The organism is Marinobacter vulgaris (assembly GCF_003344045.1).
Lineage (GTDB): Bacteria > Pseudomonadota > Gammaproteobacteria > Pseudomonadales > Oleiphilaceae > Marinobacter > Marinobacter vulgaris.
The window spans coordinates 315384-332379 of record NZ_QFWX01000006.1 but is presented as its reverse complement, the minus strand read 5'-3'; the positions used below and the strand labels follow the sequence as shown (position 1 = coordinate 332379).

Below are 16996 nucleotides of genomic sequence, written 5' to 3'. Positions count from 1 at the left end.
TGATGAACGATACCCAAGACGACCTCCCCGAATACTCCGGCCCGAGCAAATCCCAGCTCAAACGGGACATGCACCGGCTGCAGGATCTCGGCAAGCGCATGCTGGAGCTGAGCAACGACCAGCTCGACACCCTGCCTATCAGCACTACCCTGCGCGCGGCCATTGAGGAATCCCGCCGCATCCGCCAGAACGAGGCCAAGCGGCGCCACCTGCAGTACATTGGCAAGATCATTCGCCAGGAAGACGATACCGAAGGCCTGACCCGTGCCATTGATGCATTCGACGCCGGCAGCGAGGAACACACCCGCCGCCACCATCTGGCAGAGCGCTGGCGTGACCGGATGATCGAAGAAGGGGACTCTGCGGTCGGGGAATTCCTGAACTACTGCACAACCGCCGATATCCAGCACCTGCGCAACCTGGCCCGGAACGCCCGCCGGGACATGCAGAACGAGAAAAACACCGGCCAGCCAAGAAAACTGTTTCGCTACCTGCGGGAGTGCATTGATGATGTTGAGGCGGCCAGCGACTAACGGCCGCCTTGCCAGCTTACCGCCGGCTCAGAGCCGGCGATGTTCCCAGACCGGCATGCGGGTCCGTATCCCGTCAAGCAGTTGCCGGTCCAGCTCAGCGGTTACCACGCCCGGCCCCTCGCCAATTTCGGACATGACACGGCCCCAGGGGTCGACGATCATGCTGTGACCATAGGTGCGCCGCCGCTCACTGTTCTGGCCGCCCTGCCCGGGCGCCACCATCCAGACCTGGTTTTCAATGGCCCGCGCCCGCAGCAGCGCGTGCCAATGGGCATCGCCGGTATTCCAGGTAAAGGCGCTGGGCAATGACACCCACTCCGCGCCCTGCTCCCGCAGTTTGCGAAACAGCTCCGGAAAGCGGAGGTCGTAGCAGATAGCCAGGCCCAGCCGCCCGGCGGGAGTGTCGATCACCACCACCTCTTCACCGGGCTCGAAGGTGTCAGACTCCCGGTACTGGCCCTGGGCATCTTCAACCATGGCATCAAACAGGTGAATCTTGTCGTAGCGGGCCACTTCCTCGCCCTGACTGTTGTAGACCAGACAACAGGCCCTGACCCGATCCCTCACGGTGGAGCCGTCCGGGCGTGACGCAATCGGCAGGGAGCCACCGACAATCCAGATTCCCAGCTGGGCGGCCTGATCGGCCAGAAAGTGACGGATCAGATTGTCAGGGTCGGCTTCACGGCGACCGCAACCAATCATCTGCCGGGTTGCCAGCACCGCGAAATTTTCCGGCAGCACTGCCATGCTGGCTCCCGATGCGGCCGCCTCTGCCAGCAGGCGCCCTGCTTCCCTGAGATTGGCGGCAATGTCGTGGGTACTGACCATCTGGATGGCTGCCACGCGATTGCTCACCCCGTTATCCTGCCTGTTCGTTGCCTGGTCTGCGTGCGCTGACATTGACTGTCCTCCGGTAAAATCATTATTGGCCGGTGTCGAATACTCGCCTGAGCCGAACGTCCGGTTCGTCCCAACTCCCGGTTACACTATAGGTTGCACTGGTCAGTTTACTCAATGGATCACCCAACACTTTATCCAGCACGAACAGTGCGCCCCCTATCGGCGCCCCTGCCCCCAGAAGCAGGGCAGCCAGTGGGAGGTTCTGGGTTAGCGGCAGAACCACCACCATTTCCATGTCGAGGCTTTCCTCAGCCATGTTGCTCGTGCCGCTGAGCTTGAAAGCGCCCGACGGACCCACCACCTGCAACTCCGGATCCAGTGTCAGCAAACCGTTGAGGATGTTTGCCTTGCCGGAAATGGCATCGAAAGCCACACCGGCTTCGTAAAGATCCGAAAAATCCAGCTGTAGCCGACGCCAGAGAGTATCGGAGTTCAACAGGTTGAACACCCGGAATAGCTGGGCGGTACTGTTTCCCTCCAGAATGACGCCATCGTCAAAGCGCACTCTCACCGAACCACTAAGCCCCGATAGGTCAAAATCATTGGGCCGCCCCGGCCAGTCAATATCCATATCGACGGCTGTGCGCTCACTGCGAAACGGGATTTCGGTGCCGAAAAGGTTGCCCATGTCGGCCAGGGAATCCCCGGTAATATCACCAACGAAACGGGTGGTTTCCCGGTTCCCGGCAATACTCCAGGTCAAATCCCCGTCCAGGTTTAGGGATTTCAGGGTGCCTGCTATATCCTGGATTCGCAGCCTTGTGGCTTCCGGCCGGAGCCCCAAAGACCAGATTCCGGCATCGTCATCACCGAGCTGGAGGCTGGCAATGCGCAGGTCGATGTCGGGCCAGTTATCCATTGCCAACGCCCGGAAGGCACGGACCTGCTCTTCGGGTTCCGGTAGCGGAGGTATGTCCTGTTCTGGCGGCTCCTCGCTCCGGGCAAGCCTTAGGCGCGACAGATTCACCGATACCGGACTGTCATCCGCAGGCCAATACACCTCTCCGGAAAGCCATTCGGACTCCGCTTCAACGAACCACTGCCCGTCGCCCTGGCGCGCGGAAACCTCGATATCGGTCAGCTGCTGATCACCCAGAAACAGGCGGTGGACAACCACTCCCAGGTTGCCCGACTGCCAGAGCAGTTCCGCATTCAGGCGCTCGGGCCAGTCAACGGAGACATTCAGTCTGCCGTCGGTCCCCGGTTCGATTCTGGCACTCAGGGGCGTCTCCTCGTCAGCCTCCTTTGCCAGCGGCGCTGGCCAGTTGATCGCAAGCCCGGACAGTTCCGAATAGAGTCTCACGGCGGAGACCGTGTCCGGCGCAACCTCCAGGGTAGCCTGGTAATTCAGCTCCCCGCTCAAGCCCAGGGTGCTTCCCTCCGGCAAAGCTGTCAGCGACATCAGAGTGCCGATATCAACAAGGCCATACTGGCGGATGCTCAGCGCCTCGCCTTCGCCGGTTCGTCGCAACATTAGCGTCACCGGAGACCCCATGAATCGCGCCTGCAGAGGCTTTTCGGAAAAACCGTCGCTGGTGCTGAAGCCCAGTTCGCCACTGAGCTGCGTCCACTGCAGGTCCGCCGGCGGGTACGTAAGCGTACCGGACTCGGCCCGAACCCTGGCGCTGACATCGGGAGACGCGTCTGAACCCAGGGGCAGGCCTAGCTCAAGATCCAGGTGATAATTGCCATCCAGCCGTATATTCCTGCCGCCTTCTCCGGCCAATTGCCCCAACGGACTGTTTTCCAGCCAGTAGGTCACAGCCTCACCGGGGACCGGTGCAGCGGCATCCACATAAAGATGAGCTCCGCTATCTCCCGGCACGATCCTTACCTGCCCCGGTCGAAGCTCGAGCCCGCCAGTGCGGGCGGAGTCCACATCGACCCGGGTGCGGCCATCCTGCACGTGAACGGTACCGGAGGCATCGGTGATCTCGGGCCAGCGTTCGTCGTAGCGCAGGATCGCATCCCTGAAGTGGAAAACCATCGAGGAGACGAAGGAGCCGGGTGGGGCACCCTGGTTGATCAGTCCATGGCCGTAATATTCTCCACTGGTGACGTCGACCTCTTTTATCGCGGTTGTCAGCCAGTCATAAAGGCCCGGGGGCACCACCTTGTCCGGCACAAAATCAGTAAGCATGGCAGCCGTTCCATTGCGGACGCCGACCCTGAGGCCGAGATTGTCCTCGCCGTTACGATCCAGCCGCAGGTCGAAGGCACCGGTCAGATCGGTGTCATCGCCATACCCCATGGCGAGGTCATCGCCGTAGATCCGGATAATATCTCCCTCCAGGCGCCAGGCCACAAGGGCCCGAAGGTCCCGGATATTCCAGGACCCGCGGAACAGAGCGGGGAACCCCAGGGTTAACTCCTCGCTCTTTGCATCCACATAACCGCCTTCATTGGTCACATACAGACGGCCGTTGAGGCCCGATATACCGGGCGCACCGCGAAATGCCTGAACATCAATGTTACGCACGAGCGCTGTCAGCTCAAAATGGCTGCCACCTTCCTCTTGCCCTTCCCGTTCCGGGGCCAGGTTGAGCACCAGCTGGTTAAGCTTCCCGGACGGCCGATAGTTTTCGAGGGCCGCGCTGGCAACCTCCGGCAGCAGGCCGACAACCGTCACAAGCCGTCGCAGTGGTTGCAACGCCAGCTCGTCGGCAATGATTGTGGGGCCGGCTTCACTGTGCCGGAAGCGGATGCTGAATGGCGGCACCGAATCACCGTTCCACCGCCACTCCAGACCCTTGAGGTGGAATTCACCGGTTCTGAACCAGGACGGGGCTGCAGAGCCGGTTTGCTGGCTGCCGGATGCACCCTTCCGGCGCCAGCCAAAACTGGCCCTGATATCTTCCATCGGCGCCAGCGACTGGCTGCCAGTACCGATTTGCAGATAAGGGGTTTGCACGTTACCGCTGACCTGTTCCATCCGACCGTCACGGAACGTCATCCAGACCTGGCCGCCGAGATCAAACCCTTCCACCCGGATATCGCGCCAGGTGTATTCCTCAACAAGCCCGTCGAAAAGCCGCCCCGAGTTGATATCGGCGTATATCTGGCCGGTAAAGTCGCCGCGGAAAAAGTGCCGGCCGACCAGCTCGAAACTGGCCAGCTGTTCGGTAGTGCCGGGGCGCATGGCCCGGCCGGATGCGTGAAACAGACCGCGCTGGTACACCAGATCCAGCTGGGGAATCTCGACATGCCGTATCTGGTCATTGTTGTCCCGGACCCCAAGATCAAGGCGGGTTATTTTTACGGAAGGATCGGAAAGCCAGGCTCCGGCAAGGTCAAGCCATCGCTCAATGTCGTTGGCCATTGGTTCGGGGATATCAACTCCCTCCACCACCACTTCTCCGCGCCGGGTCTGATTAACGGTCAGCTCCAGGCCGTCGGCCTCGAAATTGGTAAACACGATGCGCAGGCGGCCAAGGGATGCCAGGAAGTCCAGACCCACGCGAACACTCTGCAGAGAGCCTGCCACAGCGTTGCCCTCACCGTCGGAGAGCACGGCGATATCGCGTGCGACAAGGGTCGGGTTGAGCCAGTTCCAGCTGGAGGAAAGCGAGCCGATACGGACTTCCTGACCCAGCTCCGAGGACAGCAACTGCTCGACGGTGTCGCGGTAGTCATTGATGTTCGTGGTGAGCTGCCGCCCGATACCCGCGTACAGAGCCAAAAGCACGACAATGACCAGCAGCAGCCACCAGATCATACTGGCAAGCCGTGACAGTAAGCGCAGAAGGACATGTCTGTTTTCTGGATCAGCCACACTGGATACCATCAGGGGGAACCGCCCGGCCTAAGCAATGCCTGCCGTTCCGGCGTTAAAGCAGCACCACATCATACTGCTCCTGACTGTAAAAAGGCTCAACCTGGAAACGAATGGTTTTACTGATAAAGGTCTCAAGGTCCGCAACGTTATCGGATTCCTCGTCCAGCAGGCGGTCCACCACGCTCTGGGAAGCCATCACCAGATAGCTTTCTGCGTCATAGGCACGGTTTATCCGCAGGATTTCCCGGAACACCTCGTAACAGACGGTTTCACTGGTTTTCAGGAAGCCCCGGCCATCACAGATCGGGCAGGGTTCACAGAGTATCTGGCCAAGGCTCTCGGTGGTGCGCTTACGGGTCATTTCCACCAGGCCCAGCTCCGAAACTCCGGTTATCTTGGTTTTGGCGTGATCCCGCTCCAACATCTTTTCCAGCATACGGTGTACCTGACGCTGGTGCTCCGAGTCGTACATGTCGATGAAGTCGATGATGATAATGCCACCGAGGTTGCGCAGCCGCAGCTGACGGCTGATGGCGCGGGCCGCCTCGAGGTTGGTCTTGAAGATGGTTTCCTCGAGATTGCGATGGCCTACAAAGGCACCCGTGTTGATATCGATGGTGGTCATTGCCTCGGTCTGGTCAATGATCACATACCCGCCAGACTTCAGCTGAACCTTGCGGCTGAGAGCCTTCTGGATTTCATCTTCAACAGAATACAGGTCAAAGATGGGCCGCTCACCGGGATAGTACTCCACCTTGTCGGAGAATTCGGTCACAAACTCGTTTACAAATTCCATCACCCGCTGGTGGCTCTCGCGGCTGTCGATGCGGACTTTTTCCGTCTGGGGCCGAATCAGGTCACGAATGGTGCGGATGAACAGCGGCAGGTCCTGATAGACCACCGCAGGCGCCTGACAGCGGGTAATGCGCTCCTCGATCGCCTGGTTGAGGCGATGCAGATAGATCATGTCGCCAAGGAGCTCTTCGGCCGAGGCTGCTTCCGCTGCCGTGCGAATAATGAAGCCACCGCTGACCTCGGGGTCGGCTGCGGCTCCCTCCTCTACCAGGGCCTTCAGCCGCGAACGCTCATTCTCATCCTCAATCCGCTGGGAAATGCCCACGTGAGTGACGCCGGGCATAAAAACGAGATAGCGGGAGGGGATGGAGAGCTGGGTGGTCAGACGCGCGCCCTTGGTGCCGATGGGATCCTTGGTGACCTGCACCACCAGTGACTGGCCTTCACGCAACAGGGTGCGGATATCCGGAACGGTTTTGGGCGCATCCGCTGGTTCATTGGGCGGTTGCTGGACGGGAACGACGTCGGATGCATGAATGAAAGCTGCCCGCTCAAGTCCGATATCCACGAACGCCGCTTCCATGCCGGGCAATACGCGAACCACTTTGCCCTTGTAGATATTGCCGACAATGCCCTTGCGGCTTGTGCGCTCAATGTAGGCCTCCTGGAGCATGCCGTTCTCCACCAGAGCCACCCGGGTTTCCACCGGTGTCACATTGATCAGTATCTCTTCACTCATTGTGGCTCTCCTGCCTGCTGTTCCAGGTTTCCCAGACCGGACATCCGGCGCCGGCAAGTAATTGTGCGGTTTCCTGCAGGGGCAAACCAACCACGGCACTGTAGCTGCCCCGGAGTTCTTCTACAAAAATACCACCGCGACCCTGAATACCATAGCCACCGGCTTTGTCCATGGGTTCCCCGGTTGCCACATAGGCGCCTATCTCATCTTCTGGCAACGATCGAAAGCGGACATCGGTGATGGCAACCAGGGAGTGACAGAGGTTTACGCTGGCGATGGCGACAGCGGTCATTACCTGATGGGTAACGCCCGACAACTGTCTGAGCATGTCCACCGCGTGCTGGCTGTCATCCGGCTTGCCCAGAATCCTGCCCCCGAGGACGACGGACGTGTCCGAGCCAATCACTATGGCATTGGGTTCTGCCGCCTTTACCGCCAGTGCTTTTTCACGGGCGAGCCGCTCCACATAATCCCGCGCTGACTCACCGCGGCCCGGAGTTTCATCAATATCGGCCGGACGAACCCGGAAGGACAGCCCGATCTGCCTCAACAATTCGGCTCGTCTTGGTGAAGCCGAGGCAAGAACAATCGATGTCATGGAATGCCCGAACCTCCCTTATCCCAGTTTCCGGTTGAGGTTGTCCAGCACGACGCAGACGATGGGCCAGACAATCGCGCTGGTCAGCGCCGGCCAGAGATAACTGAAGCCGGAGTCATCCGCGCCCAGGATCTGCTTGATGAAATGTACCAGCATCTGGTTGATCCCCAGCAGCAGAAACACCATCAGGCACTGTTGCGGCATGGGATACATGCGAAGGCGCTGGTGGATCGTCAGCACCAGAAACGCAATGACGCCCATACCCAGGGCATTGACCCCCAACGGAGTGGCTTCCAGAACATCCAGCAACAGCCCCAGGCACCAGGCCAGCAGAATGCCGAACTGTGCGGGCGCGCGGAAGGTCCAGTAAAACACCATCAACCCCAGCCATTCCGGGCGGAATTCGAACCACTCCACCGGGAACAGCGAACTGCTGAGCACCAGGGCCAGCACGATGCTGAATGCGAAGACGGGATAACTGATCACCGACAGCATCAGCGCACCTCGTCCTGTTCGGGCACATCGGCCCCGGTTGCAGGGGCGGTTTCCTGAGCCTGGTCAGTGGCCTCCTGTTCCGGCGAGAATACAACCAGAAGTAACCGGCTCTTGTTCAGCTTCGCCAACGGCGTTGCCTCGATTTTCACAAAGGGCTCGCCCTGCTCTTTGGTGATCCTGTCGACTTCAGCAACCGGATATCCCTTGGGAAAGCGTCCGCCAAGGCCCGAGCTGACCAGCAGATCGCCCTCCCGGATATCGGCGGTGTCGGGCACGTGCACCAGCTCCAGGGAATCCGTGTCGCCGTTGCCCAGAAGAATAGCCCGCAAGCCGTTGCGGACCACCTCTACGGGGACCGCATGGCTGCTGTCGGACACCAGCAGCACCCGGGAGGTAAAGCTGCTGGTCTGCTGGACCTGCCCCATCAGCCCGTTGGCGTCCAGAATCGCCTGACCGACTTCAACACCATCCCGGCTGCCCCTGTTAATCACCACTTCATGGGAAAACGGATCCGGGGAAACGGCGACGACTTCGCCAACGATGACCCGGTCATCAAGCACTTCCGAGGAGTTCATCAATCTGCGCAGTTCGTTGTTCTCCGACGCCAGGGCGGCGTATTTGAGAGCGCGGCGTTCGAGTATCAGTAGACGTGCCCGGAGTTCTTCGTTCTCCGCCTGGAGTTCATCCTTGGAGGTGAACAGGCCGGCAACCCAGTCGCTGAGCTCAGAGGGCGCATTGCCCAGCCAGTGAACAGGTGCCAGACCCGTACCGATGGCGCTGCGGATCTCGGTAACCTGGTTAAAGCGGCTGTCGGCCACGATCAGCACTGCCGACAACACGATGATCAGCAGCAACCGCAAACCGGGAACGGGACCCTGCACAAAGATGGTTTTAATGGCGCACCCTCCTGCAACCTCTGCAGGTGTCCATACGACAACCGCCGCCGTGAGTTTTCACGAGCGGCGGCCGGGTTGAGGCATTGTCGGGGCGTAAAGCCGGGGTCAAGGTCAGCCCTCCTGGAAGAACATTCCGATTCCACCCCGGTCAATCACTTCCAGCGCCTTGCCGCCACCACGGGCGACACAGGTAAGCGGGTCTTCGGCAATGATCACCGGCAGGCCGGTTTCCTCGCTGATCAGTTTGTCCAGCCCCCGCAGCAGCGCCCCGCCACCGGTCAGCACGATGCCTCTCTCGGCAATGTCGGACGCCAGTTCCGGCGGCGATTGCTCGAGGGCGCTCTTCACGGTCTGAACGATCTGGGCCAGAGACTCCTGCAGAGCGTCCAGGATTTCCTCGCTGTTCAGGGTAAAGGCACGGGGAACGCCCTCGGCCAGGTTGCGGCCGCGCACATCGATCTCGCGGATATCCAGGCCTTCGTAGGCACAGCCGATTTCATGCTTGATGCGCTCGGCGGTGGAATCGCCAATCAGGCTGCCGTAGTTGCGACGTACATAAGTCACGATGGCCTCGTCGAATTTGTCACCACCGGTTCGCACAGACTCGGCGTAGACAATGCCGTTCAGGGAGATGATGGCAATTTCGGTCGTACCACCACCGATGTCGACAATCATGGAGCCGCTGGCCTCCTCGACCGGCAGACCGGCACCGATAGCGGCCGCCATGGGCTCTTCAATCAGGAAGACTTCCCTGGCGCCGGCACCCAGGGCCGATTCGCGGATGGCCTTGCGTTCCACCTGGGTGGATTTGCTGGGCACGCAGACCAGGACCCGGGGGCTGGGCGTAATGAAGCTGTTTTCGTGCACTTTATGAATGAAGTGCTGGAGCATCTTTTCGGTGACCACAAAGTCTGCGATCACGCCGTCTTTCATGGGACGGATGGCGGTGATGTTGCCTGGCGTCCGGCCCAGCATGCGCTTGGCTTCGGCACCGACGGCTGCAACCATTTTCTGGGATCCGTGGGTGCGGATGGCTACTACCGAAGGCTCGTTAAGTACTATGCCGCGTTCGCGTACGTAAATAAGGGTGTTGGCGGTGCCCAGGTCGATGGACAGGTCGCTGGAAAATAAGCCTCTGAGTCTTTTCAACATTCGTGTAGTTTCAACCTGAGAGTTGCAGTCGCAAAAAATGATGCGGCAACTTTAGCAGCGAGCACCCCTGCAGGCAAGGCACCATCGGGGCTCCCGCGGGGTCTTTCACACTTGCGCCTTTGTTTTGGCCCCTCCCGCGATTGTTCGAATCTGTTACCATGCGCTTTTATTTTTGACTTGGGTGCATGGGCGCTTGAGAGACCGCTTTCCAAAACACGCTCAAGCACGTCCCTGTGGCGCTTGGGCTCCGCCATCCATGGCTCCGCACAGTTTTGGAAAGCAGCCTCCCAAGCACCCTCGTACCTGTTGCAATATTTAGACACCCGCCGGTCAGTGAGACCTGCAAATTACTGAAACTTCATATTACTGGGAGGCAATGTGACCATTTCCCGTGAGGACATTGAAAAAGTCGCTGTTCTGGCTCGTATTCGAGTGGATGAGGCGCAGGTTTCGGCGCTGGAGAAGGATCTGGGCAACATTCTGGATCTGGTGGACCAGCTCAGTGCGGCGGATACCGATGCGGTGGAGCCCATGGCCCATCCGTTGAATGCAGTGCAGCGCCTGCGCCCGGATGAGGTGACGGAGACCAATCAGCGGGAGGCTTTCCAGGCGATTGCACCTGCCACTGAAAACGGTCTTTATCTCGTGCCCCGGGTGATTGAATAAAGGGCACTGCGGGATTAAAGGGATCGAGTGAACTGAGTAACCTGACGAACAGCGACGTAAGCAGGACGTATCATGCATGACAAATCCGTAGCAGAGCTCGCGCGCGAGCTGGAAAGCGGCAAGATTTCCAGTGTGGAGCTGACCCGGCAGTTCCTGGGCCACCTCAAGCAGGAGGACGAGCAGCTCAACAGTTTTATTACCATCACCGAAGATCAGGCCCTGGCGGATGCCCATGCGGCGGACGAGCAGCGAGCGGCGGGCAAAGCCACGCCGTGGACCGGGGTGCCGTTTGCCCACAAGGACATTTTCTGCACCAACGGAGTGGCGACGACCTGCGGGTCGAAGATGCTGGCCAACTTTGTGCCCCCCTACGACGCCACGGTGACGGAGAACTTTCGCAAGGCGGGGGCGGTGTGTCTCGGCAAGACCAACATGGACGAATTCGCCATGGGCTCGTCTACCGAATCCAGTCATTTTGGTGCAACAACCAATCCCTGGGGCCTGGGCAAGGGCGAGAAACGCGTACCCGGCGGCTCTTCCGGCGGCTCGGCGGCCGCCGTTGCGGCGCGACTGGTGCCGGCGGCGACGGCGACGGATACCGGTGGTTCCATCCGCCAGCCATCGGCATTGTGCGGCGTAACCGGGCTGAAACCGACCTATGGCCGGGTCTCCCGTTACGGCATGATTGCCTTTGCCTCAAGCCTAGACCAGGGCGGCACCATGGCACGTACCGCCGAAGACAACGCGCTGATGCTGAATGTAATGGCCGGGTTTGACCCCAGGGACTCCACCTCCCTAGACCGGCCGGTGCCAGACTACACCGCAACGCTCGACGAGCCCCTGAAAGGCCTGCGCATTGGCCTGCCGAGGGAATACTTTGCCGGCGATCTCAACGGCGCCGTGGAGGAAGAGGTTCGTTCCGCCATCCGCGAATATGAAAAGCTGGGGGCAACGGTAAAGGAGGTGTCGCTACCCCACGCCAATCTTGCCATTGCCGCCTATTACGTGATTGCCCCGGCCGAGGCCTCCGCCAACCTGTCCCGGTTTGATGGCGCCCGCTATGGTTACCGCTGCGCGGATCCGAAGGACCTGCTGGACATGTACACCCGCACCCGGGCCGAAGGTTTTGGCGCTGAGGTGAAACGCCGGATTTTGGTAGGTACCTACGCCCTGTCCGCGGGCTATTTTGATGCCTATTACCTCAAGGCCCAGAAGGTGCGCAGGCTGATCCAGCAGGATTTCATCGACGCCTTCAGGGAGGTGGATGTGCTGATGAGCCCTACCACCCCTTCCCCGGCCTTTAAGCAGGGCGAGAAATCCGACGACCCGGTCACTATGTACCTGGAGGACGTGTTTACCGTCGCCATCAACCTGGCAGGCATTCCGGCCATGTCGGTGCCGGCCGGTTTCGTGGACGGCTTGCCGGTCGGCCTGCAGATTATCGGGGACTATTTCTCCGAGGCGCGTCTGCTCAATGCAGCCCATCAGTTCCAGCAGGTGACCGACTGGCACCAGCGTGAACCGCAATAAGCCCGGACAGGAGAATGACTATGCAGTGGGACATTGTGATCGGGCTGGAAATTCACGTTCAGCTCGCCACCCGCACCAAGATTTTTTCCGGCTCCAGCACCGCCTATGGCGCTGAGCCCAACACCCAGGCGAACGCCGTGGACCTGGCGATGCCGGGCACCCTGCCGGTGCCCAACGAGCAGGCATTCCGCTACGCCGTGATGTTCGGCCTGGCGGTAAACGCCGAGATCGAACGCCGCTCGGTGTTCGAGCGCAAGAACTATTTCTATCCGGACCTGCCCAAGGGCTACCAGACCACCCAGCTGGAGCGCCCGATTGTGGGCCCCGGCTACGTGGATATTGACCTGGCCAGCGGCGATACCAAACGGGTGCGCATTCATCACGCTCACCTGGAAGAAGACGCCGGCAAGTCTCTCCATGAAGACTTCCACGGCATGACAGGCATTGACCTCAACCGTGCCGGCACACCGCTGATCGAAGTGGTCACCGAACCGGACATGGCCAACGCGGACGAAGCCGTAGCCTGTGCCCGGAAGCTCCACGGTATCGTGACGTCACTGGGCATCTGCGACGGCGACATGTCCCAGGGCTCCATGCGGTTTGACGTCAATATTTCCCTCAAGCCGAAAGGCTCCGAGACCCTGGGCACCCGCACCGAGACCAAGAACCTCAACTCGTTCCGTTTCATGGAGCAGGCCATCGCCCACGAAGTGGAGCGGCAGATGGATATTCTTGAAGAGGGCGGCACCATCGTGCAGGAAACCCGGCTCTACAATGGCGACCGCGACGAGTCCCGCTCCATGCGCACCAAGGAAGAAGCCAACGACTACCGCTACTTCCCCTGCCCGGACCTGCTACCGGTGGAAATCGACGATGCGTTTATCGACGAAGCCCGCAACAGCCTCCCGGAACTACCGGACGCCCGCAAGACCCGTTTCAAGGAGCAGTATGGCCTGAACGACTACGACGCCGGCCTGCTGGCCAGTGACTCGAAACTGGCCGCCTTTTTCGAAGCCACCGCCGAACGCGGAAAAGACGCCAAACTGGCCTCCAACTGGGTCCAGGGCGAATTCTCAGCACGACTGAACGCGGAAGAAAAGTCCGTTGCCGACTCGCCGATCTCCGGCGCACAACTTGGCGATCTGGTGGTGCGTATTGCCGACAACACCATCTCGTCTGCCGGCGCCAAGAAGGTCTTCGAGGCCCTGTGGAGCGGCGAAAACGACAATGTCGATGCCATCATCGACGCCAAGGGCCTGAAGCAGGTATCGGATACCGGGGAGCTAGAGAAGATGGTGGATGAAGTGCTGGCCTCCATGCCCGACCAGGTAGCCCAGTATCAGCAGGAATCCGATCCCAAGAAGCAGAAGAAGATGCTCGGCGGGTTCATGGGGCCCCTGATGAAGGCCTCCAAGGGGCAGGGGAATCCTAAGCTGTTTAACGAGATTCTTGTTAAGAAGCTTGGGGGGTAGCCTTTTGGCACTGGGGCGTGGCGTTTGGCTGCGGACCCAGCCTGCCTGGATTCGGAGTTAACGGTCGATCCTATTTATCGGATTACGGCTTCGCCTAATCCGAGCTACGCTTTGGCGCTATCTCGGAGCTAAACAGCGTTGGGGGATGCCCCCCTCCCAAAAATGTGCGGAGCCAGGGATGGCGGAGCCCAAGCGCCCATGGATGGGCTTGTAGCGTTTTTTGGGAGGGGGCATCCGCCAACGCCCTCCTCCGCAATACCCAGGCTAGGGCCTAAACGTGAGGCCAATCACACCAGCCGACCCCAAAGATCATGCTCATCCGCATGCTCAACCACAACCTGAACAATCTGCCCCGGCACCAGATCAGTCTCCTCATTGAGGTAGACCATGCCGTCAATTTCCGGCGCATCTGCCTTGGAACGGCCGATAGCGCCTTCCTCGTCAACTTCGTCGATCAGCACATCAATCGTCCGGCCAATTTTCGCCTGCAGGCGGGCGGCTGAGATCTCGGCCTGTTTCTCCATGAAGCGGGCCAGGCGCTCCTCCTTGACTTCTTCCGACACTGCACCCTCCAGTTCGTTGGCTTTGGCACCTTCCACCGGGCTGTACTTGAACGCGCCTACGCGATCGAGCTGCGCTTCATCCAGCCAGTCCAGCAGATGCTGGAAATCCTCTTCGGTCTCACCCGGGAAGCCGACAATGAAGGTGGAGCGGATGGTCAGCTCGGGGCAGATGTCCCGCCACTTGCGGATGCGATCCAGGGTTTTGCTGTCGTGGGCCGGGCGTTTCATGGCCTTGAGTACTTTCGGGCTCGCGTGCTGGAACGGGATGTCCAGGTACGGCAGGATCTTGCCCTCGGCCATCAGCGGGATAATGTCGTCCACGTGGGGATAAGGATAAACATAGTGGAGGCGGACCCAGACGCCCATTTCGCCAAGCGCTTCGCACAGCGACTGCATTTTCGTTTTCAGCGGGCGACCCTGCCAGAAGCCGGTGCGGTATTTGGTGTCAACACCGTAGGCGGAGGTATCCTGGGAAATCACCAGCAGTTCTTTGACCCCGGCATCCACCAGCCGCTGGGCCTCGTCCATGACATCGCCAATGGGCCGGCTGACCAGATCGCCGCGCATGGACGGAATGATGCAGAAGGTGCAGCGATGGTTGCAGCCTTCAGAGATCTTCAGGTAGGCGTAATGCCGGGGGGTCAGCTTGATGCCCTGGGGCGGAACCAGATCGGTGAAGGGGTCATGGTGTTTGTTTGGAGGCACAAACTGGTGCACCGCACCAACCACTTCCTCGTAGGCATGGGGGCCGGAAACAGCCAGAACGCCGGGATGGGTGTCGCGGATTTTGTCGGCTTCAACGCCCATACAGCCGGTGACAATCACCTTGCCGTTTTCGCTGATGGCCTCGCCGATGGCATCCAGGGACTCCTGCTTGGCGGCATCGATGAAGCCACAGGTGTTGACCACAACAATATCGGCATCGTTGTAGGTTGACACCACGTCGTACCCGTCCAGTCGCAGCTGGGTAAGGATGCGCTCTGAGTCAACGAGTGCCTTGGGGCAGCCAAGGCTGATAAAGCCTACTTTGCCACTCTGGGAAACGGAAGGATTTTTGTCTGTCATAACCTGCACGGAATCATGGCGCCCTGATCGGCTCCAGGTGAATGTTGGCGGTAGTTTACCCCAGCGGACCTGCCGCCGTCAGTGAGCCCGCGCAGGTAATTCCGACTGACCGGTGGTGATAGCCGTCATAATCGGTGACGCCATGATCCTATCCAGTTCACAAATCTGACAACTTTGACGACAGGCAGCTTGCTGATCAGGAAACAAACAACTAGACTTTCAGGAGGTTATGAGCGAGCTAATCGCAAGTGTAAAAAATATAAAAACGTCGAGATTCAAAAAGGACTGAACGATGGCAAGGCAGCCTTCTTTACAACAAGAGATGCCAGAAGAGTCATTATGAAACCAGTTGCCGCCAAGCCAAACCTTCGGAATCAGCAGCGTGTTGATGTGACCACTGAGGTCACCATTGCAAAAGCGGATGGCAGCTGCCTTGACTGTGAAATTTCCAACATTTCACGTACCGGCCTAATGGTCATGTGTGACCAGAAGGCCATCAAAACACTTGTCCCAGGCCAGAAGACGCCCGCGCCCGGCAACTGGATTCACGTCACGACCACCTTCGCAGTTCCAGTGATCGCCCAGCAACCAGTCTCCGTGGTCGCCGGCGGCAATATCGTTCATATGCGGCGCATTGCCCGTGACCGGTTCCAGCTTGGCATTCAGTTCGCGGAATTCGAAGGCAACGGGTTCGAGTACGTCAACAATTACGTCAGTAAACTGCTCTCCAACGTCCCGCACTGAGGCCTAATACCGTACTCGCCTGGCTACCTCGACGCTATATTGTTATAGCAGCAAACTCTAGTTGGCCACCTTCTTATGCCACGGCCCGATCTGGTATCATTATCGCATTCACACGCCCAGCCTCCGTCTGATCCGGGGGCACGCAGAAGCGGTAACAGGATACGATGACCACATACAATCTGACGCATCTCAAACAGCTGGAAGCTGAGAGCATTCACATCATCCGCGAAGTCGCCGCTGAGTTCGACAATCCGGTCATGCTCTATTCCATCGGCAAGGACTCCGCGGTCATGCTCCACCTTGCCCGCAAGGCTTTTTACCCCGGCAAGCTGCCGTTCCCGCTGATGCATATCGACACCACCTGGAAATTCAAGGAAATGATTGAATTCCGGGACCGCAAGGCAAAAGAGTACGGCCTGGACCTGATTGTTCATAAGAACGAGGATGGCATCAGGCAGGGTATCGGGCCCTTCACACACGGAAGCGCCAAACACACCGACGTGATGAAGACCCAGGCCCTGAAGCAGGCCCTCGACAAGTACAAGTTCGACGCGGCCTTCGGTGGCGCGCGCCGGGACGAGGAGAAATCCCGCGCCAAGGAGCGGGTGTACTCTTTCCGGGATGAATACCATCGCTGGGACCCGAAGAACCAGCGCCCCGAGCTCTGGAACATCTACAACGGCAAGATCAACAAAGGCGAAAGCATCCGCGTTTTCCCGCTGTCCAACTGGACCGAGCTGGATATCTGGCAGTACATCTACCTGGAAAACATCGAGATCGTTCCCCTGTATTACTCCGCCAAACGCCCGGTGGTTGAGCGCGACGGTACGCTGATCATGGTGGACGACGACCGCATGCCGCTAAAAGAGGGCGAACAGCCGGAGATGAAGTCCATCCGTTTCCGCACCCTGGGCTGCTACCCGCTGACCGGCGCCATTGAATCCGAGGCAGACACCCTGCCGGAGATCATTCAGGAAATGCTGCTGGCCACCAGCTCCGAACGCCAGGGCCGCGTGATTGATCACGATTCGGCAGGCTCCATGGAACAGAAAAAGCGGGAAGGGTACTTCTAA

The 16996-nt window shown here is 59.5% G+C and carries 14 protein-coding genes; 6 read left to right on the top strand and 8 right to left on the bottom strand.

Features of this window, described 5'->3' with window-relative positions; all coding sequences use genetic code 11:
* Positions 1-2: 2 nt before the first annotated feature.
* Entirely contained in the window at positions 3-533 is a 531-nt protein-coding gene (gene yjgA / locus DIT71_RS14990; protein WP_114614022.1) for a ribosome biogenesis factor YjgA, read from the top strand.
* 27 nt (positions 534-560) lie between these two features.
* Here yjgA and DIT71_RS14985 read toward each other — a convergent pair whose 3' ends face one another.
* The 7 genes from DIT71_RS14985 to DIT71_RS14955 all read right to left on the bottom strand — a co-directional run bounded on the left by DIT71_RS14985 (position 561) and on the right by DIT71_RS14955 (position 9883).
* On the bottom strand, positions 561-1433 hold the full coding sequence (locus DIT71_RS14985; RefSeq protein WP_114614021.1) for a carbon-nitrogen hydrolase family protein: 873 nt from the start codon (positions 1431-1433) through the stop codon (positions 561-563).
* A gap of 22 nt (positions 1434-1455) precedes the next feature.
* Entirely contained in the window at positions 1456-5217 is a 3762-nt protein-coding gene (locus tag DIT71_RS14980; RefSeq protein WP_114614020.1) for a YhdP family phospholipid transporter, read from the bottom strand.
* Between the two features lie 43 nt (positions 5218-5260).
* Positions 5261-6742 (bottom strand): ribonuclease G, encoded by a 1482-nt coding sequence (gene rng, locus DIT71_RS14975; RefSeq protein WP_114614019.1) that lies wholly within the window; start codon positions 6740-6742, stop codon positions 5261-5263.
* Positions 6735-7340 (bottom strand): Maf family protein, encoded by a 606-nt coding sequence (locus tag DIT71_RS14970; protein WP_114614018.1) that lies wholly within the window; start codon positions 7338-7340, stop codon positions 6735-6737. The genes rng and DIT71_RS14970 overlap by 8 nt, the downstream gene beginning before the upstream one ends.
* An 18-nt stretch (positions 7341-7358) precedes the next feature.
* Entirely contained in the window at positions 7359-7835 is a 477-nt protein-coding gene (gene mreD, locus DIT71_RS14965) for a rod shape-determining protein MreD (RefSeq protein WP_114614017.1), read from the bottom strand.
* Positions 7835-8689: a rod shape-determining protein MreC gene (gene mreC, locus DIT71_RS14960; protein ID WP_244312032.1), complete on the bottom strand. Its 855-nt coding sequence runs from the start codon at positions 8687-8689 to the stop codon at positions 7835-7837. The genes mreD and mreC overlap by 1 nt, the downstream gene beginning before the upstream one ends.
* Positions 8690-8842: 153 nt before the next feature.
* Positions 8843-9883 carry a rod shape-determining protein gene (locus DIT71_RS14955; RefSeq protein ID WP_114614015.1) on the bottom strand — a complete coding sequence of 347 codons (1041 nt, stop codon included), beginning with the start codon at positions 9881-9883 and terminating at the stop codon, positions 8843-8845.
* 378 nt (positions 9884-10261) lie between these two features.
* Between DIT71_RS14955 and gatC the strand changes: the two genes are divergently transcribed.
* The 3 genes from gatC to gatB all read left to right on the top strand — a co-directional run bounded on the left by gatC (position 10262) and on the right by gatB (position 13551).
* Entirely contained in the window at positions 10262-10549 is a 288-nt protein-coding gene (gatC, locus tag DIT71_RS14950) for an Asp-tRNA(Asn)/Glu-tRNA(Gln) amidotransferase subunit GatC (protein WP_114614014.1), read from the top strand.
* Positions 10550-10621: 72 nt separating this feature from the next.
* Complete coding sequence (gene gatA / locus DIT71_RS14945; RefSeq protein ID WP_114614013.1) at positions 10622-12079, top strand: Asp-tRNA(Asn)/Glu-tRNA(Gln) amidotransferase subunit GatA; 1458 nt, start codon at positions 10622-10624, stop codon at positions 12077-12079.
* Positions 12080-12099: 20 nt separating this feature from the next.
* Positions 12100-13551 (top strand): Asp-tRNA(Asn)/Glu-tRNA(Gln) amidotransferase subunit GatB, encoded by a 1452-nt coding sequence (gene gatB / locus DIT71_RS14940; protein ID WP_114614012.1) that lies wholly within the window; start codon positions 12100-12102, stop codon positions 13549-13551.
* A 287-nt stretch (positions 13552-13838) separates the two neighbouring features.
* On the opposite strand, the gene rimO is transcribed toward gatB, so the two are convergent.
* Positions 13839-15179 (bottom strand): 30S ribosomal protein S12 methylthiotransferase RimO, encoded by a 1341-nt coding sequence (gene rimO / locus DIT71_RS14935; protein WP_114614011.1) that lies wholly within the window; start codon positions 15177-15179, stop codon positions 13839-13841.
* A 189-nt stretch (positions 15180-15368) separates the two neighbouring features.
* Here rimO and DIT71_RS14930 point away from each other — a divergent pair, with 189 nt between their 5' ends.
* Together DIT71_RS14930 and cysD are read left to right on the top strand one after the other, a co-directional pair.
* Positions 15369-15923, top strand: coding sequence for a PilZ domain-containing protein (locus DIT71_RS14930; RefSeq protein WP_227538151.1), 555 nt, complete (start codon positions 15369-15371; stop codon positions 15921-15923).
* A gap of 164 nt (positions 15924-16087) precedes the next feature.
* Positions 16088-16996 carry a sulfate adenylyltransferase subunit CysD gene (gene cysD / locus DIT71_RS14925; protein WP_114614009.1) on the top strand — a complete coding sequence of 303 codons (909 nt, stop codon included), beginning with the start codon at positions 16088-16090 and terminating at the stop codon, positions 16994-16996.

Excerpts from the sequence above, each read along its gene's own strand:
- yjgA (WP_114614022.1), top strand. The coding sequence starts at position 3 with ATGAACGATACCCAAGACGACCTCCCCGAATACTCCGGCCCGAGCAAA.
- DIT71_RS14985 (WP_114614021.1), bottom strand. The coding sequence starts at position 1,433 with ATGTCAGCGCACGCAGACCAGGCAACGAACAGGCAGGATAACGGGGTG.
- DIT71_RS14980 (WP_114614020.1), bottom strand. The coding sequence starts at position 5,217 with ATGGTATCCAGTGTGGCTGATCCAGAAAACAGACATGTCCTTCTGCGC.
- rng (WP_114614019.1), bottom strand. The coding sequence starts at position 6,742 with ATGAGTGAAGAGATACTGATCAATGTGACACCGGTGGAAACCCGGGTG.
- DIT71_RS14970 (WP_114614018.1), bottom strand. The coding sequence starts at position 7,340 with ATGACATCGATTGTTCTTGCCTCGGCTTCACCAAGACGAGCCGAATTG.
- mreD (WP_114614017.1), bottom strand. The coding sequence starts at position 7,835 with ATGCTGTCGGTGATCAGTTATCCCGTCTTCGCATTCAGCATCGTGCTG.
- DIT71_RS14955 (WP_114614015.1), bottom strand. The coding sequence starts at position 9,883 with ATGTTGAAAAGACTCAGAGGCTTATTTTCCAGCGACCTGTCCATCGAC.
- gatA (WP_114614013.1), top strand. The coding sequence starts at position 10,622 with ATGCATGACAAATCCGTAGCAGAGCTCGCGCGCGAGCTGGAAAGCGGC.
- gatB (WP_114614012.1), top strand. The coding sequence starts at position 12,100 with ATGCAGTGGGACATTGTGATCGGGCTGGAAATTCACGTTCAGCTCGCC.
- rimO (WP_114614011.1), bottom strand. The coding sequence starts at position 15,179 with ATGACAGACAAAAATCCTTCCGTTTCCCAGAGTGGCAAAGTAGGCTTT.
- cysD (WP_114614009.1), top strand. The coding sequence starts at position 16,088 with ATGACCACATACAATCTGACGCATCTCAAACAGCTGGAAGCTGAGAGC.